The 22532-nt window shown below is 71.7% G+C and carries 16 protein-coding genes and 1 riboswitch; of the genes, 4 read left to right on the forward strand and 12 right to left on the reverse strand.

Going from position 1 to position 22532, the window contains the following annotated elements:
* Window positions 1-18: 18 nt before the first annotated feature.
* The 4 genes from HNR10_RS06230 to HNR10_RS06245 all read right to left on the reverse strand — a co-directional run bounded on the left by HNR10_RS06230 (window position 19) and on the right by HNR10_RS06245 (window position 5086).
* Entirely contained in the window at window positions 19-612 is a 594-nt protein-coding gene (locus HNR10_RS06230) for a GTP-binding protein (protein WP_017565656.1), read from the reverse strand.
* A 34-nt stretch (window positions 613-646) separates the two neighbouring features.
* On the reverse strand, window positions 647-1024 hold the full coding sequence (locus HNR10_RS06235; protein WP_218897632.1) for a DUF742 domain-containing protein: 378 nt from the start codon (window positions 1022-1024) through the stop codon (window positions 647-649).
* A gap of 137 nt (window positions 1025-1161) precedes the next feature.
* Entirely contained in the window at window positions 1162-1563 is a 402-nt protein-coding gene (locus HNR10_RS06240) for a roadblock/LC7 domain-containing protein (protein WP_014909276.1), read from the reverse strand.
* Between the two features lie 232 nt (window positions 1564-1795).
* Window positions 1796-5086 (reverse strand): sensor histidine kinase, encoded by a 3291-nt coding sequence (locus tag HNR10_RS06245; RefSeq protein WP_312889479.1) that lies wholly within the window; start codon window positions 5084-5086, stop codon window positions 1796-1798.
* Between the two features lie 706 nt (window positions 5087-5792).
* On the opposite strand from HNR10_RS06245, the gene HNR10_RS06250 reads away from it, so the two are divergent.
* A complete protein-coding gene (locus HNR10_RS06250) occupies window positions 5793-6920 on the forward strand; it encodes a M15 family metallopeptidase (RefSeq protein WP_312889138.1) in 1128 nt (375 codons plus the stop codon).
* Between the two features lie 30 nt (window positions 6921-6950).
* On the opposite strand, the gene HNR10_RS06255 is transcribed toward HNR10_RS06250, so the two are convergent.
* From HNR10_RS06255 to HNR10_RS06280, 7 genes are all read right to left on the reverse strand, one after another.
* Window positions 6951-7616, reverse strand: coding sequence for a hypothetical protein (locus HNR10_RS06255; protein WP_179821567.1), 666 nt, complete (start codon window positions 7614-7616; stop codon window positions 6951-6953).
* 37 nt (window positions 7617-7653) lie between these two features.
* Window positions 7654-7878, reverse strand: a complete 225-nt coding sequence (locus HNR10_RS31105; protein WP_082376967.1) for a hypothetical protein — start codon at window positions 7876-7878, stop codon at window positions 7654-7656.
* 513 nt (window positions 7879-8391) lie between these two features.
* The gene (locus HNR10_RS06260) at window positions 8392-9426 is read right to left on the reverse strand and encodes a LacI family DNA-binding transcriptional regulator (protein ID WP_179821569.1); all 1035 of its coding nucleotides are present in this window, start codon (window positions 9424-9426) and stop codon (window positions 8392-8394) included.
* 135 nt (window positions 9427-9561) lie between these two features.
* Window positions 9562-10986, reverse strand: coding sequence for a GH1 family beta-glucosidase (locus HNR10_RS06265; RefSeq protein WP_179821570.1), 1425 nt, complete (start codon window positions 10984-10986; stop codon window positions 9562-9564).
* A gap of 394 nt (window positions 10987-11380) precedes the next feature.
* Window positions 11381-12250: a MetQ/NlpA family ABC transporter substrate-binding protein gene (locus tag HNR10_RS06270; protein WP_179821571.1), complete on the reverse strand. Its 870-nt coding sequence runs from the start codon at window positions 12248-12250 to the stop codon at window positions 11381-11383.
* Between the two features lie 75 nt (window positions 12251-12325).
* Window positions 12326-12967 carry a methionine ABC transporter permease gene (locus tag HNR10_RS06275; protein WP_246406801.1) on the reverse strand — a complete coding sequence of 214 codons (642 nt, stop codon included), beginning with the start codon at window positions 12965-12967 and terminating at the stop codon, window positions 12326-12328.
* A 98-nt stretch (window positions 12968-13065) separates the two neighbouring features.
* Window positions 13066-14022 (reverse strand): methionine ABC transporter ATP-binding protein, encoded by a 957-nt coding sequence (locus HNR10_RS06280; protein WP_179829569.1) that lies wholly within the window; start codon window positions 14020-14022, stop codon window positions 13066-13068.
* Between the two features lie 785 nt (window positions 14023-14807).
* Between HNR10_RS06280 and HNR10_RS06285 the strand changes: the two genes are divergently transcribed.
* Together HNR10_RS06285 and HNR10_RS06290 are read left to right on the forward strand one after the other, a co-directional pair.
* Window positions 14808-15890: a coiled-coil domain-containing protein gene (locus HNR10_RS06285; protein WP_179821572.1), complete on the forward strand. Its 1083-nt coding sequence runs from the start codon at window positions 14808-14810 to the stop codon at window positions 15888-15890.
* Between the two features lie 620 nt (window positions 15891-16510).
* On the forward strand, window positions 16511-17545 hold the full coding sequence (locus HNR10_RS06290; RefSeq protein ID WP_179821573.1) for a DUF3558 domain-containing protein: 1035 nt from the start codon (window positions 16511-16513) through the stop codon (window positions 17543-17545).
* A gap of 554 nt (window positions 17546-18099) precedes the next feature.
* Here the strand turns inward: HNR10_RS06290 and metE are convergent.
* Window positions 18100-20379: a 5-methyltetrahydropteroyltriglutamate--homocysteine S-methyltransferase gene (gene metE / locus HNR10_RS06295; protein WP_179821574.1), complete on the reverse strand. Its 2280-nt coding sequence runs from the start codon at window positions 20377-20379 to the stop codon at window positions 18100-18102.
* Window positions 20380-20538: 159 nt separating this feature from the next.
* A riboswitch (cobalamin riboswitch) is annotated at window positions 20539-20716 on the reverse strand.
* 257 nt (window positions 20717-20973) lie between these two features.
* Between metE and HNR10_RS06300 the strand changes: the two genes are divergently transcribed.
* Window positions 20974-22527 carry a polysaccharide deacetylase family protein gene (locus HNR10_RS06300; protein ID WP_179829570.1) on the forward strand — a complete coding sequence of 518 codons (1554 nt, stop codon included), beginning with the start codon at window positions 20974-20976 and terminating at the stop codon, window positions 22525-22527.
* The last annotated feature ends 5 nt before the right edge of the window (window positions 22528-22532 follow it).

Consider the following 22532-nt stretch of genomic DNA (forward strand, 5'->3'; position numbering starts at 1 on the left):
GGGACCCCGGCCCGGGTGTCAGCGCCAGGAGTTCTGGCCCCCGGTGGAGGTGGGCTGTCCGGCCGCGCCCTCGGGGTCCCCCACCGTGATGGCGTGCTCGACGAGGGTGATGAGCGTCGACTTGGTGGAGGCCTTGTCACGGGCGTCCACCTGGACGATCGGGATCTCCGGGCTGAGGGTCAGCGCGTCCCGGACCTCGTCGGCCGCGTGGGGGTAGTACCCGTCGAACCCGTTGATCCCCACGATGAAGGGCAGACGCGCCTCTTCGAAGTAGTCGATCGCGGGGAAGCAGTCCGCCAGACGACGGGTGTCCACCAGGACGACGGCACCGATCGCGCCCTTGACCAGGTCGTCCCACATGAACCAGAACCGGTGCTGTCCGGGGGTGCCGAACAGGTACAGGATCAGGTCGGAGTCGAGGGAGACACGGCCGAAGTCCATGGCCACGGTGGTGGTCTGCTTGTCCGGCGTCTTGGCGAGGTCGTCGACCCCGACACTGGCGCTGGTCATGACCGCCTCGGTGGTCAGCGGCACGATCTCGGAGACGGAGCCTACGAATGTCGTCTTCCCGACACCGAAGCCCCCGGCGACGACGATCTTGACCGACGTCATCGCGTTCCCCCCAGCACCGCCTTCCTCGGCTGGGCTAGAGCTTGCGAAGTCCACTGAGCACCCTTTCAAGCAGGTTGGTGTTGGGACGGGCCTCGTTGTTGAGCGAAGACCTGATCTGGACCAGTCCCTGCTCGGACATGTCCGCCACAAGCACCCGCGCCACACCGAGAGGCATCCGCAACAGCGCGGAGATCTCCGCCACGGAACGCCATTCCCGGCACAGATCGCTGATCGCCTGCCATTCGGGCGTCAGCGTCCCAGACTCGTTGCGAGCGGCCGCGGTCGCCGAGATCAGAGCTTCCAGGGGAAGCTGGGACTTCGGCTTGGTACGGCCCTTGGTGACCGCGTAGGGGCGCACGAGAGAACTGGGCGCGCTGCCCCCCGCTGGTCGTTGGTCAAACGGTTGTTGCATTGGTCGAGGAACATCTCCGCCGCCCGGAACGGCCGGCACTCCCCCGGTGGGGGGACCGCTCGGCTGTTGCCCGAACCACGAGGCGCTCCCGGCATCTCTACTGTGAGGTGCCACCACTTCCTCCTGTCGGTGGTGGATCAGTGGATTCCCGAGGTGCGCGCCGTTGGAGTCAGCGCCCGCCCCGCCCGCTCGACGAGCAGTGTCATCTCGTACGCGACCAGACCCAGGTCACTCTCGGCCGCGGCCAGGACCGCCAGACAGGAGCCATCGCTGATCGCCATGATCAGCATGAGCCCCCGCTCCATTTCCACGACGGTCTGCGCGACCGCGCCACCCTCGAACACCCGGGCCGCGCCCTGCGTGAGGCTGGACAGGCCGGAGGCGATCGCCGCCAGCTGGTCGGCCCGGTCCGCCGGGAACCCTGCCGACGACGCCAGTGGAAGGCCGTCTGATGAGACGACGATCGCGTGGGCGACGTCAGGCACCCGGTCGGCAAAGTCAGTGATCAACCAGTTGAGCTCGTTCACCTGTCGACTCATCTGATCTCCTGTCCAAGTTCGCCGGCTGGTCTTACGGCACTGCTACCGCCGGCACGGCATGTGACAGCACTGCCTCTGCGAACTGCCCGGCCCCTCCCGTGGGGGACGCCGGGAGCCTCGTGTGGTGTTCTCGTCAAGCGTCGGGTGTCGCGCGTCCGAGAAGCTCGGTAGATGCTATTGCATCCGGCTTCGAGGAATAAGGGGGACCCCGTCCCACCAGGTTGCACTGACGTCACTCCTCAGTCGGGCGGTCGCCGAGTCGGTTTCGGCCGTCCCGAACACCCTTTTGGAAACCAGAGAATCGGTTGCGAACCCGGTCGGCACTGCGCGTGGGCATCTGCTTGAAGTTCTCCGGCTTGGGGGCGGTCCCCGGGACAAGGTTTGCCTTGGGAACGCGTTTTGGCAACCCCGAGGTGGTGAGACCACCCGCGAGCGGCTCCGCCGCGGTGCGTGCGGCCTTCCACCCGCGGTCCGCCGCGGAGTTCCACTCCTGCTCCGATCCGGCGCTGCCGTTGGGCTGCGGAGCGGGCTCCTCCCTGGTGGCCTGTGCGGCGGCCGGACTCGGCGAGTCGGCCCCGACCTGCGGGATCGGCCCGGTCTCGGTGGTGTCCACCGTAGGTCCGCCAGTGCGGCGCTTGAACCAGTTGGACTCGATCGCGTCGAAGATCGGCAGCGAGTCGTTGTCGTCTCCGCCCGGGGTCGGGGGCACGACCGTGTTGTTCGGCCCCTGAGTGCCCCCGTAGCGCCGCGAGAGGTAGGCCGTGGACCCGTAGCCCTCCCGGGAGTCCGAACCGCCGGAGCGCCAGTTCCCGTTGCCGGCCTCGGGCGCCTCGGGCGCCTGCGGGGCCGGAGCCTGGTGCGAGGCCTGCGGCTGCGGCGGCTGCTGCGCGCCGGTGTCCCAGGCCGAGGACACCGCGGGGAACGTCTCGGTGTCGTCGGGACGCGGCGAGGCCGGTGCGGCCCCGTGCCGGTCGAAGGACCCGGTGCCGTTGGCGCCGCCGTCGGCCGGGGCGGAGCTCGCGCCGCTGAAGGCGTCGTAGGACTCCGAGGCGTCGAGCGGCCGGCGGAAGGCCCCGGTGTCCGTCGTCGGACGGCGGAAGGAGCCCGTGTCGGCCGGTCGGCTGAAGGAGTCGGTCTCGGGCCGGCTGAAGGACCCGGTGTCCGAGGACCGGCCGACGGACCCGTGGTCGCCGAAGGGCGTGGAGTCGCCGGTGTCGGCGCGCGGAGCCGGGTCGAAGAGGCTGCGGCCGGTGTCCTGCGCCGGTGCCTCGTCCTCCGGGACGTCGTAGGGGTCCACGACCGGCGAGGTGCCGGCCCCGTTCCCGGTGACGCCGCTGCCCGCGGTGGGCTGCCACGGCGAACCGGAGGAGGTGTCGTTGCCCCACAGGTCCTGGCCGCTCGGCGGGTGCTCCTCCGAGCGCGCGCCGCCGGGCTGGCGCTTGGGCAGGCCGCCCAGGTCGCCCGGACCGGCGGTCGTCTCGCGCGTCTGCCAGGCGTCGCCGGGCTCGGCCGCGGCCGGGGTCGAGGCGAAGGCCGCCTCGGCGTCGGCGTAGGTGTCGGGCGCCGCCGAGGCCAGCTCGGGACGGGCGTCCGCGCCGCCGAGGGCGTGCTGGCCCTCGACCGGCGTGATGAGCAGGTCCGGCGGGAAGATCACGATGGCGGTGGTACCGCCGCCGTGCGCCTCCCGGAGCTGGAGCCGGACGCCGTGGCGGTGCGCCAGGCGCGAGACCACGAACAGGCCCATGCGGCGCGAGACCGCGACGTCGATGACCGGCGGGGCGGCCAGGCGGGCGTTGATCGCCTCCAGGTCGTCCGGGGCCATGCCGATACCGCTGTCGGTGACGTCGACCTGCACGCCGCCGTTGTCGAGCGTCTTGGCGCTGACCAGCACCTCGGTGTCGTGCGGCGAGAACGACGTGGCGTTCTCGACCAGCTCGGCGACGAGGTGGATGACGTCGTTGACCGGGCGGCCGAGCACCGAGATATGGGACGGGGCGCGGACGTTGACGCGCTCGTACTGCTCCACCTCGGAGACCGCGCCGCGCAGGACGTCGACCAGCGGGACGGGCTGGGCCCACTTGCGGGTGTTGTCCTGACCGGACAGGACCAGCAGGTTCTCGTTGTTGCGGCGCATACGCGTCGCGAGGTGGTCCAGTTGGAAGAGGTCGGACAGGCGGTCGGAGTCCTGCTCCGACTGCTCCAGGCCGTCGATGAGGCGTAGCTGCCGCTCCACCAGGGTCTGGCTTCGGCGGGAGAGGTTGACGAACATCGCGTTGACGTTGCTGCGCAGCGCGGCCTCGTCGGAGGCCAGCGTGAGCGCGACGCGGTGGACGTCGTCGAAGGCCCGGGCCACCTCGCCGATCTCGTCGTGGGTGTCGACCTCGATGGGCGTGACCCGGACGGAGTCGGGGGCGGTGCCCGCCTCCTGCATCCGGTTGATCGCCTCGGGCAGGTCGCGCTCGGCGACGCGGCGGGCACCGTCCTCCAGGGTGCGCAGCGGGCGCACCAGGGAGCGGACCACCAGCGAGGTGAGCACGAAGACCGCGAGGAGCACCAGCGCGACGACGATGAGGTCGCCCAGTGCCCGCATCATGGCCTGCTCGCGCAGGTCGCCGGCGGCCGCGGAGATGCCGTCGGCGATCTCCTCCTCGACCGTCTGGAGGCGGTCCAGGGCGGTGTTGGCGATGACCGCGTAGTCGTCGGGGCCGTCGTTCTCCGTCACACCGGTCAGGTTGTCCCCGCGCTCGGCGCGGTACATGACGCGCATGCGCATCGTGGAGACCTGGCTGACCTCCAGGCCGGTGAAGTTCTCGTCGAAGACCGCCCTCTGGGACGTCGAGGCCGCCTGGATGAAGTTGGAGATCTCATTCTCGTAGCGGGCCCGGCTGGAGTCGATGGCCTCGGCGATACCGCCGGTCATCGTGTTCCTGGTGAGCGAGTGGCTCATCAGCGCGGTCTCGTAGGAGAGCTGGTCACGAGCGCTCGACAGAGCGGTGAGCGCGCGCACGCCCTCACGCAGCTCGGTGTCGTCGGTCTCGTCGGCGATCGTCTGGTTGAAGTCCGCCAGGGCCCGCGAGATGGTGCGGTACTTGGTGACGACCGGCAGCACCGTGATGCGGGTCTCGTTGACCTCGTCGCGCAGGTTGCTGAGGGTGCCGAGCTGGCTGTTCATGGTGGACAGCCGGGTCTGGGCCAGGCCGCCGTCCATCTCGCCGATGTCCTCCAGCTGGGCCTCCAGGCTGGTCTGGAGGGACTGCGACGCGGCGCGTTCCTCGTCCAGGGCCTGGCGCAGCTGGTCGGAGCGGCGCTCGGGGTCGGCGTTGTCGGAGATGTAGATCGCGCTCGCGGTGCGCTCACGGCCGAGCTGGTTGGCCAGCTGCACGATGAGCACGCCGACCTCGGCGCGGCTCTCGATGTGCGCGTGGGTGACCGTGGAGTCCGCGGCCTCGTAGACCCTCAGTCCACCGAGCGCGAGCGCCACGGCGGTGGGGATGACGATGAGCGCCACCAGTCGGGACCGCACCCGCCAGTGACGCGGCCGCCACCACTTGGCTCTGCGCCGTCGCGGGGCATCGGCATGTTCGGCCTGCGCTGCCTCGCTCTGCGCGCTGGCCCCGTTGTTCGTCGCTCGTGTCGACACGGACCCTCGCAACCTTTCGTGTCACCGCCTCGAACGGCTGTTGAACCCAGGGATTGACCGCTCCAGACCGAAGACTCCTTCTTCGGAGGAGAACCGGTATAGACCACTTGGTCCACCAGAGGAAGCGGTGGGAATGTGGGGAGATGTGAGACTGTCCGCCGGACTCGCCTGGGAGGAGAGGCGCCGCACACCCGAAGTCCTGCACTGGGTGCACGTGCGGTGGATAGCGTACCAATGGGCGCGAAGGGCTCGCTTCGACCGTTTGGCGGCCTTCGGCAAGATCATCCACGCTGACCCAGGGACATAATGCCCCTCCCGTCGGCATTATGACCAATTTTCCAGGTCAGACAGGGTGACCGAAACCCACACCGGCCATCAGGTAACTATTTGGACACACCCCCAACATCCTCATCAAGACCGCCTCGACATGACATCGTGACAAGACGTTGACGCAGGTCCTGAGGAGGATGCGGGAATGCGAGCCGACCCATGCCCGAAGGCGAACACGCGCGGTGACACGAGCGAACCGCAGGGTTCTGAACGCCCTTTCCGCCGGCCCGCGCCGGGAGGGCGGTTTTCGGTCACGGTCGTGCTCCCCCTCGGCGCCGCGGTCGTGCTCGCGCTGACGTCGGCCGCCCCGGGAGCGGCCGATCCCGACACCGTGCCGGAGGCCGCACTGGGCGACGTGCGCGTGGAACTGGCGGAGCTGCGCGCGGGGATGGAGACCCTGCGCCGGACCGCGACGGAGCGGATCGAGCGCTACCGGAGGGAAAGCACCCGGCTGGCCGAGCTGACCGAGGCGCGGGAGGCGGCCGAGGAGCGCGCCGAGAGCGCGGACGGGCACCGCGCGCGGGCGCGCACGGCCGCCGCCCAGCAGGCCGCCACGGCCTACATGGGCGGCGACCTGAGCATGGTGCACGCCTGGACCGGCCCGAACGGGCCCGACGAGCTGCTGGAACGGGGTGCCTACCTGACCCTGCTCGGTGAGCACCGCACCGCCGACCTGGACCGGGCCGAGGCCGCGCGGATCGCCACGGGCACGCTCGCCGAGGTCGCCGAGACCGTCGAGGAGGAGCAGGCCGAGGCCGCCGAGGCCGCGCGGACGGCCCGCGAGGAGGCCGAGGCCGCCGTCGCCGAGCAGGAGGGCTACGTCCGCACACTGGTCGAGGAGCAGAGCCGGCTGGAGGCGCGGCTCGCCGAGGAGCGGGACCCCGACGCCGAGGAGGAGCGGCACGAGGAGGCCCTGGCGAACGCGCGGACGGCCGCCGCGCCGCCCGAGGCCGCCGCCGAGGGCTCCAGTGACCACGGCTGCACCCCCGGCTCCGTGGCCGCCCACACGAACGGACGGATCCCCGAGGCCCTGCTGTGCCCGCTTCCCCAGCCCGGCGAACGGCTGCGGGCGGACGCGGCCCAGGCCTTCATCGAACTGGACGGCGCGTTCCGGTCGGAGTTCGGCCGCCGGATGTGCGTGGCCGATTCCTACCGCCCGTACCACGAGCAGGTCCGACTGTTCGAGGAGATGCTGCCCGGCATGGCCGCCCGGCCGGGCACGAGCCAGCACGGCCTCGGCGTGGCCGTGGACCTGTGCGGGGGCGTGCACCGCGTCGGTACGCCCGAGCACGAGTGGATGCTGGCCACCGCGCCGGACTACGGGTGGGACAACCCGTCCTGGGCGCGCGACGGCTTCGAGCCCTGGCACTGGGAGTACACGCCCTGACGGCCCGCGGTGACCTGTTTCGGCCAGACCCTAAACCTGCGATCCCACCCTGACCTCGAAGGTGCCCAGGGTGTCGGCGTCGACGAACAGTTCGTCGTTCGCGGCCAGCGGCGGGGTGGCCACCGGCAGGAGTGCGCGGATCCGGCCCGGCCCGGCGGTCAGCCAGGCGTCGGCGGGATCGACCAGACCACGGCCCAGCTCCCGCTCCTCCATCTCCGCGCTCACCCGCAGCGGGCCGGTGCCGAGCTCGTCGGCGGTCACCAGGACGGGTCCCAGGCTCAGCTGGGCGGGCCACCCGTCGGTGTCCAGCCACAGGCAGGCGGGGGTGTAGGCGAGCACGGATCCGTCGCTCGAGTTCAGGGCGGCCACACCGGCCCTGGCCGCACTGGCCGTGGGCACGACGGCATCGTCCACGCCGACGACCAGCTCCGGGTGGACCTCCCACAGGTCGTCGCCCGCGCGCACCGGCACCAGTGCCGTGGGGACCACGGGAGAGCACATCCGCGCCTCGGGCTCGACGATGATCTCGATGGGGGCCGCGACCGCGCGCTCGTGGGCGGCGGCCAGGACCCCGAGCCCCGCCTCGAGCAGGTCCGTGAGGCGGTCGTCGCCGGGCAGGCCCAGCACGTCGCCGTCGTCCAGCGCGGCGGCACGCTCGCGTCCGCCGCTCGGCGACAGATAGGTCACCCAGCGCACTGTCTCGCTCCTCGTCCAGCCGTGACCCGTCGAACTCTCACCGGGCGGCGGTCGAGTCGTGTTCCTTGCCCGTCCCGGCACAGCCGCGGCACGGCTCGTCGATTCTGAGCCAGACGATCACACCGCTGCCGTCCCGGTGCGGCTGTTCGGGCCGCCACCACCCGGTACCTGAACAGAACCGGCAGTCGACTCCGTCCCGATCGCACCACCCGCACGAGGTGATGGCGCACCGGTCGTGTGTCGGTTCCCGCGTCGGGTCCATGTGCTCCCACCGTCTCCCGCCACATCGCAGCAAGCCTCGCACAGTCGCAGTGCGCGAGTCCACCCGTGAGCAGGCCGAGGAGGACCGAGAGTGACCCCGAGGCCACAGCGGGGTCGCCCCGAACCAACCCAGGAGGAGCCCCGCCGCAGCCCCCGTGAGAGGCAGTGGCGGCAGCGCGGTCCGGGAGCACACCACTGCCCTCACGGGTCGAACCCGGGCCACAGGCAGGAGGGGCCGCACGGAAGGCGGCCATTGAAGGCGGGGGTGGTGCGGTCACGAGTGAGCACACGGGACCACAGGGGGTCTGTCCGGGCCAAAGCAGGAAGGACTGCGCCGCAGGCGTCCGTTGAGGGTGGTGGCGGGCGACGGCGTGGGCACGAGCGGCGGCCCAAAGCAAGCACAGGCGAGGGCGCCGACGGGTCCTGGAGGGCCTGGAGGTGTGTCCGTGAGGAACGAGCGGACACACCGGAAGGCGCGAAGGCCCCGTCTCAAAGGCGCCCGAGCGCGCCCCCACTACCCCGAGTCGCGCATCACCAGGTGGGTGTCGAGCACGACCGTCTCGGCTTCGGCGCCGCCCGGGATCGCCACGTCCACGAGCAGGCGGGCCATCTCCTGCCCCATCCGCACGGTGGGCTGGTGGATGGTGGTGAGCGAGGGCTCGCTGTGCTGGGCCATGATCGAGTCGTCGAACCCGACCACCGCGACCTCGTCGGGCACCCGGATCTCCCGTTGGCGCAGCACGCGCAGGGCGCCCAGGGCCATCAGGTCCGAGGCCACGAACACGGCGTCGGGCTCTCCCCCGGCGTCGAGCAGGCGCTCCATCGCCTCGGCGCCGCTCTCCGCGGTGAAGTCGCCCTGGACGACGAGGCGTTCGTCCACGCCGAGCCCGGCCTCGACCAGGATCTCCTGGTAGCCGCGCAGCCGCTCCAGGCCGGCGTTCATGTCCATGGGGCCGGTGATGGTGGCCACCCGGCGCCGGCCGGCGTCCACCAGGTGCCGCGTGGCCAGTCGCGCGCCGCCGACGTTGTCGATGTCGACCAGGTAGGGGGTCGGTTCGGTCGGCGAGTGCGGTCGGCCGCCGTGGACGACGGGGACGCCCGCCTCGGCGAGCCTGGTCGGCAGCGGGTCGTCGCGGTGCATCGACACGAGCAGCGCGCCGTCCACGTGGGAGCCGCCGAGGTAGTCGCCGATCCGCTTGTGCTCGGACTCGGTGCGAGCCGTGGTGAGCATCAGCTGCAGGTCGCGCTCGTGCAGGACCGAGCTGACGCCGCGGATGATGTCGGCGAAGAAGGGGTCGGTGAACAGCAGGTCGCGGGGCTCGGACACCACGAGGGCGATCGTGTCCGTGCGCCGGGTGACCAGTGTCCGGGCCGCCTGGTTGGGGCTGTAGCCGAGTTCCGCGATGGCGTTGTGCACGGCTTCGCGGGTCCGGGGGCTGACCTGGGCCGACCCGTTGATCACCCGGGAGACGGTTCCGCGGCCCACGCCCGCGCGTTCGGCCACCATCTCGAGCGTCGGGCGACGCCGACCATCACCGCTCTTGGCCACAGGGAAACTCCTTGATCAGGTTCCGCCGCCCCGGTCCGTGACCGGGGCGGCGGTCGTTGCGCAATCGCTGGACCCTACTTCACCACGGGAGCGCCCGTCGGGCGGCCGGGTGGGGCCGGCGACCGGTCCGTGGCCCTATTCTCCCGCGCCCGCGGCGGTGCGGCCAGGCTCGGGGAACCTGCCCGTCCCGGCGAGCTCGGCGTACCAGTGCCCGCTGTCCTTCACGGTGCGCACCTGTGTGTCGTAATCGACGTGCACGAGTCCGAAGCGGCGCGAGTAGCCCCACGCCCACTCGAAGTTGTCCAGCAGCGACCAGGCGAAGTAGCCGCGCAGGGGGATCCCCGCGTGGATGGCCTCGCGGGCCGCGCGCAGGTGGCCCTCGTAGTAGGCGAGGCGGTCGGCGTCGTGCACCGAGCCGTCGTCGGTGACGGTGTCCTCGAACGCGCACCCGTTCTCGGTGACGTAGAGGTCGATGCCGCCGCTCTCCCCCGCCAGGCGCTGGAGCACGTCGAACAGACCGGTGGGGTCGATCTCCCAGCCCATGTGGGTGACGGGCAGCCCCTGGGAGACGTGCACCTCCTCGGGCTCGGCGCCGAGCCAGGCCTCGCCCTCGCCGCTGACCATGTCCGGGTCCAGGCCCTTGGCCGAGGCCGCGACCCACTCGGGCGTGTAGTAGTTCACGCCCAGGAAGTCGATCGGCACGCCGATGGTCTCCAGGTCGCCGTCCCGCACGAACGAGAAGTCGCTGATCGCGGCGAGGTCCTCGACCACGTCGGCGGGGTAGCGGCCGTGCAGGACCGGGTCGATGAAGATCCGGTTGCGCACGCCGTCGGCGCGGCGGGCGGCCCGCGCGTCCTCGGCGCTGGGGCCGTGGGGGCGGATGACGGCCTGGTTGTGGGCCATGCCGATCTTGGCCGGGCGTCCGGTGGAGCGGATCGCCTCGGTGGCCAGGCCGTGGCCGAGCAGGAGGTGGTGGGTCGCGGCCAGGGCGGCCTGGGGGTCCTTGTGGCCGGGGGCGTGGTGGCCGTCGTAGTAGCCGAGGAAGGAGGCGCACCAGGGCTCGTTGAGGGTCATCCAGTGCTCGACCCGGTCACCCAGGGCGTCCGCGACGACCTTGGCGTAGTCGCGGAAGCGGTAGGCGGTGTCGCGCGCGGGCCAGCCGCCGGCGTCCTCGAGGGTCTGGGGCAGGTCCCAGTGGTAGAGGGTGGCCCAGGGCTGGATCCCCTGCTCCAGGAGCTCGTCCACCAGGCGGTCGTAGAAGGCCAGGCCGGCCTGGTTGACCTCGCCGGAGCCGTCGGGCACGATGCGCGGCCACGCGATCGAGAACCGGTAGGCGCCCAGGTTGAGCCGCTTCATGAGCGCGACGTCCTCGGCGTAGCGGCGGTAGTGGTCGTCCGCGGGCTCGCCGGTGTCGCCGCCCAGGACCTTGCCGGGGGTGTCACAGAAGGTGTCCCAGATGCTGCGGCCGCGGCCGTCAGCGGTGGTGGCGCCTTCGATCTGGAATGAGGCGGTGGCCGCCCCCCAGAGGAAGTCCTCGGGGAACTCGTTACTTTTGCTCACTGCTTGGGACGCACCTTCCAGGAGAGACTTGAGGCTTGGGAGCGCTCCCACAACCGAAGCAGAACGGCACCGCGAAGTCAATCGATAGTTTCAACGCCGCAACGCAAACGTTAGATCGGGGCGCTTCATGCCGGGTCCTTCGTCGTCGCTACTGCCTGGCTCGCAAGCTCGCAGGCGGCAGAGACTCCTCCTGCAGGCACCGGCGCGCCCCTCACCCCTGTGCCTTCTTTGGGCCGCCGCTCGTGCCCACGCCGTCGCCCGCCACCACCCTCAACGGACGCCTACGGCGCAGTCCTTCTTGCTTTGGCCCGGACAGACCCCCTGTGGCCCCGACGAGCTCGACCGCTCACCCCCACCCGCCGAAGGCGGGGGTGAGCGTCCGCCGGGGAGTGCGTCACTCCGAGGGCGCGGCCTCGGCCGGGATGACGATGCCCTGCCAGCGCTCCTCCATGAAGGCGCGCACCTCGTCACTGTGCAGCAGCTCGTCCAGGGTCGCCACCGCCTCGGAGCCGGAGTCCTCCGACCGCACCACGAGCCCGTTGGCGTACGGGTTGTCCTCGCTGCTCTCCCAGGCGAGGGCGTTGGCGGTCTCGGGCAGGTCCGCCTCCAGGGCGTAGTTGCCGTTGACCACGGCGGCGTCCAGGTCCTGGAGCGACCGCGGCAGCTGCGCCGCTTCGACCGGCGTGACCGTGACGTCGAGCGGGTTGTCCTCGATGTCGTCGACCGAGGGCGTGCCGCCGGCGTCCTCGGCCAGCGTGATCACGTCCTCCGCCGCGAGCAGGTCCAGCGCGCGGGCCATGTTGGCGGCGTCGTTGGGCACCCCGATCTGGGCGCCCTCCGGCAGGTCGGCCAGGTCGTCGATCCCGTCGGCGTAGATCCCGAACGCCTCCACGTGCACGTCCGACACCCAGGACAGGTCCGCGTCGGGGTTGCCGTCCAGGTACTCCTCCAGGAACGGCACCGTCTGGTAGTAGTTGGCGTCCAGCTCGCCCTCGGCCAGGGCCGCGTTGGGCTGGTTGTAGTCGGTGTACTCCACGACCTCGATGGCCAGCCCGGCGTCCTCGGCGAGGTTCTCGTCGACGAACTCCAGGATCTCCGCGTGCGGCACCGGCGTGGCGCCGACCCGCAGCGTGGTCAGTCCCTCCGCGCCGCCGTCGCCGCCCTCGCTCCGCTCACTGGGGCTTCCGCACGCCGCCAGCAGCACGGCCGCCGCCGTGGCGGTCGCCGCGATCCCGGCCGCGCGCGCACTCGCACTCCTGATCATCTGTTTCCCTTTCAGGTGAGTTCCAACGGGTCCAGGGGGTCGGGGGGTGGTGGTGGAAGGTGAGGGGCGGGCCGGTCAGCGCCGGGCCAGGCGGCGCACCCACAGGTCGCCGAGGCTCTGCACGACCTGGACGATCACGATCAGCAGGATCACGGTCGCCCACAGGTAGTGGTCGTTGAAGCGCTGGTAGCCCTCGCGGATGGCGAGGTCGCCCAGTCCGCCGCCGCCGATCGCGCCGGCCATGGCGGAGTAGGAGATCAGCGTGACCACGGTCATCACGAGTCCGGCGATCAGCCCGGGCAGCGCCTCGGGCAGCATCACCTTGCCGACGATGGTGATCTTGCGCGTGCCCATGGCGTGCGCGGCCTCGACGACCTCGCGGTCGACTTCGCGCAGCGCGGTCTCCACAAGGCGGGCGAAGAACGGGATGGCGCCGATGCTCAGGGGCACGATCGCGGCCGTGGGGCCCAGCGTGGTGCCGACCAGGAAGCGGGTCAGGGCCAGCACCGCGACCATCAGGACGATGAACGGCAGCGAGCGGCCGATGTTGACGATGCCGCTCAGCACGGCGCGCACGACCGGCGCCGGCACGAGGCCGCCGCGGTCGGTCGCGACCAGGAGCACGCCCAACGGCAGGCCGACGAGCACGCTGAACACGCTCGCCCACCACACCATGTAGACGGTGTCCAGGGTCGCGAGCCACAGGCTGGGCCACATCTCGGGCCAGGCCTGGAGGAAGGCCGCCACGGCGCCCAGGGGGCCGTCCGCGGAGGCGGCGCCGGCCAGGGTGGGAACAGGGGTCAGGGAAATCGCAGTCACTGTCCGGCCTCCTCGACCAGCAGGCCGTGCTCGGCCAGGTAGGACAGGGCCGGTCCGCGGCGCGCACCGCGCAGGTCGACGATGAGCCGGCCCACGGACTGCCCGGCGACCTGCTCCACGCCGCCGCCCAGGATGTTCACGTCGACGTCGAAGCGGCGGGTGAGCTCCGACATCAGCGGCTCGTCGTAGGAGCGCGGGTAGGTGACCACGACCGTGTCGGGTCCACCGCGGTCGGGCAGCGGGAAGAGGGAACGGGCGAGGAGCGAACCCGGGGTGCCGATCAGGTCGAGCACACGTCCGGACTCGCGGAACTCTCCGGCCTCCATGATCGCCGCGGAGTCGCAGATCCGCTTGATCACGTCCATCTCGTGGGTGATCAGCAGGATGGTCAGCCCGAGCTCGTCGCGCAAGCGGCGCAGCAGGGCCAGGATCGAGTCCGTGGTGGCGGGGTCCAGGGCGGAGGTGGCCTCGTCGCTCAGCAGGACGTCGGGGCGCGAGGCGAGCGCCCGCGCGATGCCCACGCGCTGCTTCTGACCGCCGGAGAGCTGGGAGGGGTGGGCCCGGGCCTTGTCGGCGAGCCCCACCAGGTCCAGGAGCTCCCCCACGCGGGCCCGGCGCTCGGTGCGGCCGACCCCGGCGACCTCCAGTGGGAAGGCGACGTTGCCGGCCACGGTGCGCGAGGCCAGCAGGGCGAAGTGCTGGTGCACCATGCCGATGCGGCGGCGCGCGGTGCGCAGTCCGGCGCCGCGCAGCGAGGTGAGCTCCTCGCCGCCCACGCGCACGGTCCCAGCGTCGGGGCGCTCCAGGAGGTTCACCGTGCGCAGGAGGGTGCTCTTGCCCGCACCGCTCTGGCCCACGACCCCGTAGATCTCGCCGGGCTCGACGCGCAGGTCCACCCCGTTGAGGGCGGTCACCCGGCGCTTCTTCAACCTGTAGACCTTGTGCAGGCCCACTGCGTCAATCACGGTCTTCCCATCGACGTCTCAGCGGTGGAGTCACGGCACCCGGTGGTGGCACACGGGGACGCGAGGACTCAGCGTGGGGTTGACCCACGTCAGAGCGTACGGAGGGCCCGGCACGCGGGCGGCGGCGACGCGCCGTAGCGGCGTGCGGGCAGGCGCTCCCCCGCTCGGGGAGGCGCGGTGCGGCGGCGGTCGGACGAGGGGCCGCCAGGGCGTGTTCCGCGGATACTCACCCTGCTGCGCGGCGCCCCAGCGGCACTCTCGCCGCGTTCTCATCAGTCGACAGCCGAACCAGGCTGACTCCTTCTTCGGCCTTACGAGAGCACCACTGGATGCCCCGCTCGCAACGGGCGGCATCCACGGAACACGCCCTAGAAGTGCGCGCGACAACGCCCGCCAGGGGCCGGCCGACACCACCGAGTGGTGTGCGCCGGGGCCGCGGCGTGGCTGGACGAGTCGCGCACTGAAGCCTTCACGGAGACCAGCCAACCACGGACGCGGGGGTCGGGACACCAGATCCGGTGGCCGTTATCGGGTAATTTCTGCCACATCGTGCCTCGTCAGAGCACTGAGGTCGGCCGAGGCAGCCCGGATCCCCGCATGAGTGCCTACACTCATTACCGTCCCATGGCACTCGCCCCCGTTGACGGCGTGCGCGAGAGAACGGACCCGGCCTCCCCACAGGCCCCGGGTCCGGCCGGACGAGACGAGTATCTGCGCCCACCGCGCCCACCGCGTCCGCGGTCGGCGCCCACGGGCACGAGGAGCGACCCACCGTGCAGTCCGACGATCCGAACAGAGTGGACGGAGCCCCCGCGCGTGGCGGCGCGGCGGATCCCTTCGCCGACTTCTGGGCACCCGACCCTCACGTGTGGACCTGGGCCGACGCCGTGGAGGCCGTCCTGCCGCGCGCGCGGCGGTCCGCGTCCGCCGGGCGGGCGCGCACCGCCGCGGTGGCCGTGGCGCTGGTCGGGGCGATGCTGGCCGTCCTCCAGGCCCCCGCGTGGGCGGTGGCCGTGCCGCGCGAGCCCGAGGAGAGCCTGGACTCCCTCCGCGAGCGGGCCGGCACCCTGAGCGAGGAGTACCAGGGCGAACTGCGCGACATGGAGGGCGTCATCGAGGACGCCGAGCGCGCCGAGGCCCGCGCCGAGGGCACCCGCGAGGAGGTCGAGGCGGCACAGGCGCAGGTGCGCTCCCTGGCCGTCGCCACCTACACCGGCAGCGGGATCGACCCCTCGATGTCGCTGTTCGTGGACGCCGAGCCGGACGAGGTCATCGACCGCGCGATCGTGGTCGACTACCTCTCGACCAGCAACCAGGACAAGATCGACCAGCTGAACCAGGCGCTCTCACGCGACGAGGTCGCGCAGGAGAACGCGAACGAGCAGCTGGAGGAGGTCGAGGCGGACCTCGACGAGCTGGAGGAGCGCCGGCGCGAGGTCCAACGGATGATCGCCGACTACCCCGTCCAGCAGATGGGCGGCCAGTACAACATCACGCCGCGGACCGAGCAGATGCGCGCCCTGGTCATCGAACAGTTCGGTGAGGGGCGCGACGTGGGCGGCGTGGGCTGCTACCGGGCGGTCGGCGGCTGGGTCGTCGGTGAGCACCCCAAGGGCCGGGCCTGCGACTTCATGGTGGACGCCAACGGTTCCATGCCCCCGCAGGAGCAGGTGGACCGCGGCTGGGCGATCGCCGAGTGGGCGCGGGACAACGCCGAGGACCTGGGGATCATGTACGTCATCTACCGCCAGCAGATCTGGGACGTCCGCCGCGGCGACACCGGCTGGCGCGACATGGCCGACCGCGGCAGCATCACCGAGAACCACTTCGACCACGTGCACATCTCGATGTTCTAGGACGCCACGGGTCGCACCACCACGGAGTCATGTCGCCGTGACACGGTGGCGCGGTGGCCGGATCCGGCCACCGCCGGACCCCGCGGTGACCTGCGCGAGCAGTCCCGGCGCCCTCCGTGACCCGCCGGCGTCCGCGCGGTCGGCCTCCGGTCGGCCGCGCCCGCCCCTCCGGCCCGAGGCCATTACCCCGGACACCGTTCACACGTCCAGAGCGAGACGTCACGATCCCGTTACGGACATGACGCCCAGGTGCGCGACCAGCACAAAACGGTGACGATTCCCCCCTCTACCATGGACCTGGCCCTGCTGGGCGACGGTCCGCCCGGTTAGGATGCATCAGGTTCCGGCCCCTCCCCGCGAGTAGCGACCCCATCAGGCTCCGCGTCGGCGGTCGGTGCCCCCAGCACTTCTGGGGGCCTCCTCCACACACGGGGAGCGCCAGCCCGCCACCCGCCCGCTCTCGCCCGCGGACCGGTGACCACGGGTGGCGACCTCTCCACACGACTCCCGTCCCCCTTCTCGGCGCAGCCGCGAGCGGGCGGTCGGAAGTCGTGAGAACTCAGGGCGGCGCACACGCGTCCCAGACAACACGGTCAGCACATCACCGGGCGAGGGGAGCCATGAGCGAAAACGGACCTTACAACCAGCCACCGCAGAACCCCTACGGTGGTGGGGAGCCCGGCCCGGGCCAGCCTCCCTACGGCCAGCCCCAGGGCGGCATGCCCTTCGGCGACCCCAACACCGGTGGCCAGCCCGGCTACGGCGGCTACGCCGGCGGGCAGGACCAGGGGATGTACGCGGGCGGTCAGCCCCCCTACGGCGGGCCCGGCGGCCCTGGCGGTCCCGGTGGCCCGGGCGGCCCCGGCTACCCCCCGCCGCCGCAGCAACCCCAGGGCGGCGGCAGCAAGGCCGGCCTGTGGGTCGTCATCGGTGGCGGCGCGATCATCATCGTGCTCGTCATCGCCGTGGTGGTCATGCTGGTCACGAACGGCAACGACGGCGGCACCGAGATCGCGGACCCGGAGGTCGAGGCCTCCACGGCCGAGACCGGCGGCGCGGAGGACCCCGAGGGCGGTGACGACACCCCCGAGCCCGACGCCGAGCCCAACGGTGAGCCGCCCTACGAGGTGCCCACCGAGCCCTGCGAGGCCTTCACCGAGCAGGTCCAGACGGACTTCCTGCTGACCGAGGGCGGCACCAAGTCCGTCCAGGACAACACGTCCACGTGCAGCAGCCTCCTGGCCGACCCGCCCGAGGGCAACCCCGAGGACGGCTACGCGAGCTTCGAGATCAACTACCAGGTCCCCTACTCCGCCGCCGACTCCGTCGAAGCCGCCACCGACGACTTCAACACGGCGCTGGAGGACGTCACCGGCCAGGCCGACTACACGAACTACGTCGCCGACGGCCTCGACGAGAACAAGGAGATCGACCTGGGCGACCAGGCGCAGTACGTCACCACGGTCTACGACTACGTGGGGACCGAGGTGCCGCAGGCGGTCGTGCTCATCCGTACCGCGAACCTGAACGTCCGGATCGAGTACCAGGTGAACCCGCCCTTCAGCAACGAGGACGCGGAAGTCACCCTCCCCGACAACGTCGAGGAGATCATGATGGGCGCCGCCAACGAGGCGCTGGCCCTCGTCGGCACCTGACCCGACGGAACACAAGGGGGGACCGCGGCGGAAGCCGTGGTCCCCCCGTTCTGTGTTTTTTTGGGGCCGCCGCTTCGCTTTGGCCCCGTGCTCGTGCGCCCGGAAGACGCGCCCTTCGGTCCTTCCGGTGCGCTCCCTCGTTCCTCGGGAGTGCACCTCCAGGCCCTCCAGGACGCGTCGGCGCCCTCGCTGCGCTCTCCGGCGCCCTCGCAGGCTCGGACGCGGGGCGCCGGAGAGCCAGTGTTCTTCGGCGTCGACTTGCCTTGCTCGCAAGCTCGCTGCGGCCCCGTCTCCTCCTGCAGAACACTGGCGCGCCCCTCGCGAACCCCCCAGCGGTCCCCAAAGCGCGACGGCCTACCTTTCACCCCCTCTGGTGGACGTAGGCCGTTCTCGTGCGGCTTCAACCCCCTGGACAAGCTCCAGGCGGACACCCGGGGGACCCCGCAAAGGCTACGCCTGTGCCTTCGTGCCCGGAGGGTGTGCGGGCCTCTAGCCCCAGGCCACGGTCAACCGCTGGGGAGTCGTGGCCCGGGGAGCGACCCTCGGTGTCGGGGTCAGGGGGCGAGGTCGGCGCGGACGCGGCGGGCCGCCTCGACCATGTTGCGCAGGGCCTGCTCCGCCTCGGCGTAGCGGCGGGTCTTCAGCCCGCAGTCGGGGTTGACCCACAGCTTGTGCGGATCGATGTGGGCGACCGCCAGGCGCAGCGACTCCTCGATCTCCTCGACCGTGGGCACCCGTGGGGAGTGGATGTCGTACACGCCCGGGCCGATCCCCCGACGGTAGCCGCGACGGCCCAGGTCGGCCACGAGCTCCATGCGGGAGCGGGCCGCCTCGACGCTGGTGACGTCGGCGTCGAGCGCCTCGATCCCGTCGACGATCAGGCCGAACTCCGAGTAGCACATGTGCGTGTGGACGGTCGTGGTCGGCGCGACACCGCCGGTGGCCAGGCGGAACGAGCCCACCGCCCAGTCGAGGTAGTCCTGGTGGTGCTCCCGGCGCAGCGGCAGCAGCTCGCGCAGGGCGGCCTCGTCCACCTGGATGTGCCGGATCCCGGCGCGCTCCAGGTCGGCGACCTCGTCGCGCAGGGCCAGCGCCACCTGGCGGGCGGTCTCACCCAGCGGCTGGTCGGTGCGGACGAACGACCAGGCCAGCATGGTGACGGGGCCGGTGAGCATGCCCTTGACCGGCTTGTCGGTCCGCCCCTGCGCGTAGGTGATCCACTCGACCGTCATCGGCGCGGGGCGGGAGACATCCCCGTAGAGGATCGGCGGGCGCACGCACCGGGACCCGTAGGACTGCACCCACCCGTACTCGGTCGTGGCGTAGCCCCGCAACTGCTCGGCGAAGTACTGCACCATGTCGTTGCGCTCGGGCTCGCCGTGCACGAGGACGTCCAGTCCGATGTCCTCCTGGAGGGCGATGACCCGGTCGATCTCCTCGCGCAGGAGCTTGGTGTAGTCCTGGTCGGGCAGCTCGCCCCGGCGGTGGGCGGCGCGGGCACGGCGCAGGTCGGGGGTCTGGGGGAAGGACCCGATCGTGGTGGTGGTCAGGGGCGTGTCCGTGGGCAGACCCCTGACCTTGGTGCGCCGTTCCGCCTGCGGCCCGAGCGCGTCCAGGCGTGCGCGCACGCGGGCGTCGGTGAAGGACGGGGGCCGGGTGGCCGACGCGTCGTCGACCTCGCCCCCTTCGGAGAGCACCCGGGCGAGCAGGGCGGTCTCCTCGGCCTTCTGCTTGGCGAAGGCCAGCGCTCCGCGCAGTTCGGGCGGCAGCGCCGTCTCCGCGTCCAGGTCGATGGGCACGTGCAGCAGGGAGCACGAGGTACTGACGGTGATGTCGTCGGCCAGGGCGAGCAGTGTGCCGAGCGTGGCCGCGGCGGCCCGAACGTCGGTGCGCCACACGTTGCGCCCGTCCACGATCCCGGCCACCAGGCGCGTCGAACCGAGACCGGACACCTGCACCAGGTCGTCGACGGCCTCGTCATCGGTGACCAGGTCCAGCCCCACCGCCTCGACCGGGGACTCCTTGAGCACGCGCAGCGCGGGGGCGCCGATGGAGCCGAAGTAGGTGGACACCAGCAGGGCGGGGCGCTCGGTGAGCGCGCCCAGCCGCTGGTAGGCGTGTTCCAGGCGGCCGGTGGCGGCGCGGCCCTCGTCGGTGGCCAGGATCGGTTCGTCGAGCTGGACCTCGGTGGCTCCGGCCGACCGCAGCTCGGCCAGGAGCCGGGCGTAGGCGTCGAGCAGCTGGTCGAGCAGGGTGAGCGGGTCCCAGTCGTCGGGGGCGTCGTCGGCGGCCTTGGCCAGCATCAGGAAGGTCAGCGGCCCGAGCAGGACCGGACGGGTGTGGAACCCGGCCGCGGCGGCCTCCCGGAACTCGGCGACGGGTGTGTCGCCGACCAGGCGGGGCCGGGTGCTCGGGGAGAGTTCGGGGACCAGGTAGTGGTAGTTGGTGTCGAACCACTTGGTCATTTCCAGGGGCGGCGCGTCCTGGTCGCCGCGGGCCATCGCGAAGTAGCGGCGCAGCTCCTCGTCGCGGTCGGCCGCGGCGGCCGGGGACGCGAAGCGCGACGGGACCAGGTCGAACAGGACCGCCGTGTCCAGGACGTGGTCGTAGAGGGAGAACGTGTTGGAGGGCAGGTCGTCGACGCCCGCCGCGCGCAGCTGGGCGAGGACGCCCGTGCGCAGGCCGGAGGCGACGGTGTCGAGCTCGTGCGCGCTGGTGGCGCCCTTCCAGTAGGACTCGCAGGCGCGCTTCAGTTCGCGGCGCGGGCCGATCCTCGGGTAGCCGTGCACGGTGGAGCGCACGGGCGGGCGCGGGCCCGTCGGGGTCGTGGTCATGAGCTTCTCTCCCTCGTCGAAGGCCGGGTCCGAGCCGAAGGGAGGAGAGAAGGACGCGGGCACGCGTGAGGGCGCGTCACAACGCGCACGCCTGCCATCGCCCTCGGCCCTCCCTCGGGGCGCGGGACCACCGGCGGGACGGGTGCCCCGCCGGGCGGAGGCAGGTCTTCGGACTCGTGGGCGGTGCCGGTCGGGCCGACTCACCTACTCGACGCCGCTTCCCAGCCGCCGACCGTTGTGGTCGGCGTACCAGTGCTCATGGCGACTTTCGTTCCCACTCACCGCTGCGGGGCAGTCCCGGACTCGCACCGGGTTCCCTCTTGCGACACAGTTCACCGCTTTCCGGGCGCGGCCCGGTGCGTTCGTGGACTGTGTACCTTCCACGCCTGCAAGTATAGGGAGACCCCCGCTTCGCCCCTGCACCCGGCGCCGAGAACCCCTGACCCGTGCCCGTTTCCGTGCGAACCCGCATCGCGTGGCGGGCGTCACACAACACGAACAAGCGTTGCGCGCGAGAGCACCCCGGCTCCGCGCGAACGTTCGTCTGCAGATGAACGTGGAGAACCCCTGGTGAACAAGCCGTCCCACCCCACGATGGCTCCAGACCGCCCCCTGATCACGGTCGTGGTCGCGCTGGTGGTCCTGTTGGGACTGGTGTACATGGCGACCCGTCCCTCGGGGCTGATGGCGCCGGTCGACTCGGAGCACACCTCGAACGAGTCCACCGAGGACGCGAGCGCCCCCGAGGTGCCCGCGACCGGCGAGCCCGACGAGCTGACGGTGGTCGACCCCGACCATGTCGTGGACCTCGACGAGGCCGAACTCGCCTACGACGGCGACCTCGACGTGGCGGTCACCTACCCCGTCCTGCCCAACGCCGAGCCGCTGACCGACTTCCTCGACCGGACGCTGGCCGCGAGCGTCGACGCGTTCGACGCCGCCAACCCGGGTGCGGAGTCCTACGAGGCCGAGTGGCAGCTCACCGCCGCCAACGACGACGTGGTGGGCGTGCGCATGACGAGCCTGGAGACCGACTCCGAGGGCACGCGGGAGTGCCACACCACCTACTGGTACGACACCGCGACCGGGCAGACCTTCGAGTCCACCCGTCTGTTCGGCGGGCAGGAGCAGCTGGCCGAGGTCAACAGCCTGGTCAAGGAGGGCGTGCCGGACACCGCGAACACCGACACCATCCACCCGGTCGGCGCGCTGTACGACTCCGTCGGGTTCAACCCCGACGGCGACCTGGTCGTGGAGTTCGACGACGGGCAGGTGGCGGAGCCGGACGAGGGGCGCGTGCACGCGGTCCTCGACCGCGAGGGGACCGAGCCCCTGCTGTCGGAGCTGGGCACGCGCGTGCGCGAGGCGGCGACCGTCGGGGTGCGGGGGTACTCGATCGCCGGGCCGCCCGAGGCGGACAAGGACGGCCAGGACGCGCCGACGCCGGGTCACCTGTCCCCCGTCGACGACGGGGTGGACTGCTCCGATCCCGAGACGAAGTGCGTGGCGCTGACCTACGACGACGGCCCCGGCGGGGGCACCCCAGCGCTGCTGGACATGCTCGCGGAGTACGACGCGCGGGCCACGTTCTTCGTCACGGGCGTGCCGGTCATGGAGGACCCGCTGACGGTGCGTCGGGCCTACGCCGAGGGACACGAGATCGCCAACCACACTCTGGGCCACCCCGACCTGACGGGGCTGAGCGAGAGCGGTGTGCGGTCGGAGCTGGCCACCGTGCAGGCGCAGGTCTACCGCGAGACGGGGTACATGCCCGATCTCATGCGTCCGCCCTACGGCGCGACCGACGAGACGGTCGCGGCCGTGACCGCGGACATGGGGCTGGCGCAGATCCTGTGGAGCATCGACACCAACGACTGGAAGGACCGCAACGCGTCGGTGGTGAAGGGCCGGGCGCTGGACGGCGCCTCCGACGGCGCCATCATCCTCATGCACGACATCCATCCGACGTCGATCGCCGCGTCCAGGGGGATCATCCGTGAACTGGACGCACGGGGCTACACCATGGTCACCGTGTCCCAGCTGCTCGGTCCCACCGAGCCGGGCGAGACCTACGTCGACGGTGTCCCCGCACCGCCCGAGGAGAGCCCCGCGCCGGACGAGGACGACGGCCCCCACGGGGACGAGTAGCGCGG

Origin of the sequence: Nocardiopsis aegyptia (assembly GCF_013410755.1) — a bacterium.
GTDB lineage: Bacteria > Actinomycetota > Actinomycetes > Streptosporangiales > Streptosporangiaceae > Nocardiopsis > Nocardiopsis aegyptia.

Coding starts and splice junctions, on each gene's coding strand:
- HNR10_RS06230 (WP_017565656.1), bottom strand. CDS start 612: ATGACGTCGGTCAAGATCGTCGTCGCCGGGGGCTTCGGTGTCGGGAAG.
- HNR10_RS06235 (WP_218897632.1), bottom strand. CDS start 1,024: ATGCAACAACCGTTTGACCAACGACCAGCGGGGGGCAGCGCGCCCAGT.
- HNR10_RS06240 (WP_014909276.1), bottom strand. CDS start 1,563: ATGAGTCGACAGGTGAACGAGCTCAACTGGTTGATCACTGACTTTGCC.
- HNR10_RS31105 (WP_082376967.1), bottom strand. CDS start 7,878: ATGGACCCGACGCGGGAACCGACACACGACCGGTGCGCCATCACCTCG.
- HNR10_RS06270 (WP_179821571.1), bottom strand. CDS start 12,250: ATGATCAGGAGTGCGAGTGCGCGCGCGGCCGGGATCGCGGCGACCGCC.
- HNR10_RS06275 (WP_246406801.1), bottom strand. CDS start 12,967: ATGTGGCCCAGCCTGTGGCTCGCGACCCTGGACACCGTCTACATGGTG.
- HNR10_RS06290 (WP_179821573.1), top strand. CDS start 16,511: ATGAGCGAAAACGGACCTTACAACCAGCCACCGCAGAACCCCTACGGT.
- metE (WP_179821574.1), bottom strand. CDS start 20,379: ATGACCACGACCCCGACGGGCCCGCGCCCGCCCGTGCGCTCCACCGTG.
- HNR10_RS06300 (WP_179829570.1), top strand. CDS start 20,974: ATGGCTCCAGACCGCCCCCTGATCACGGTCGTGGTCGCGCTGGTGGTC.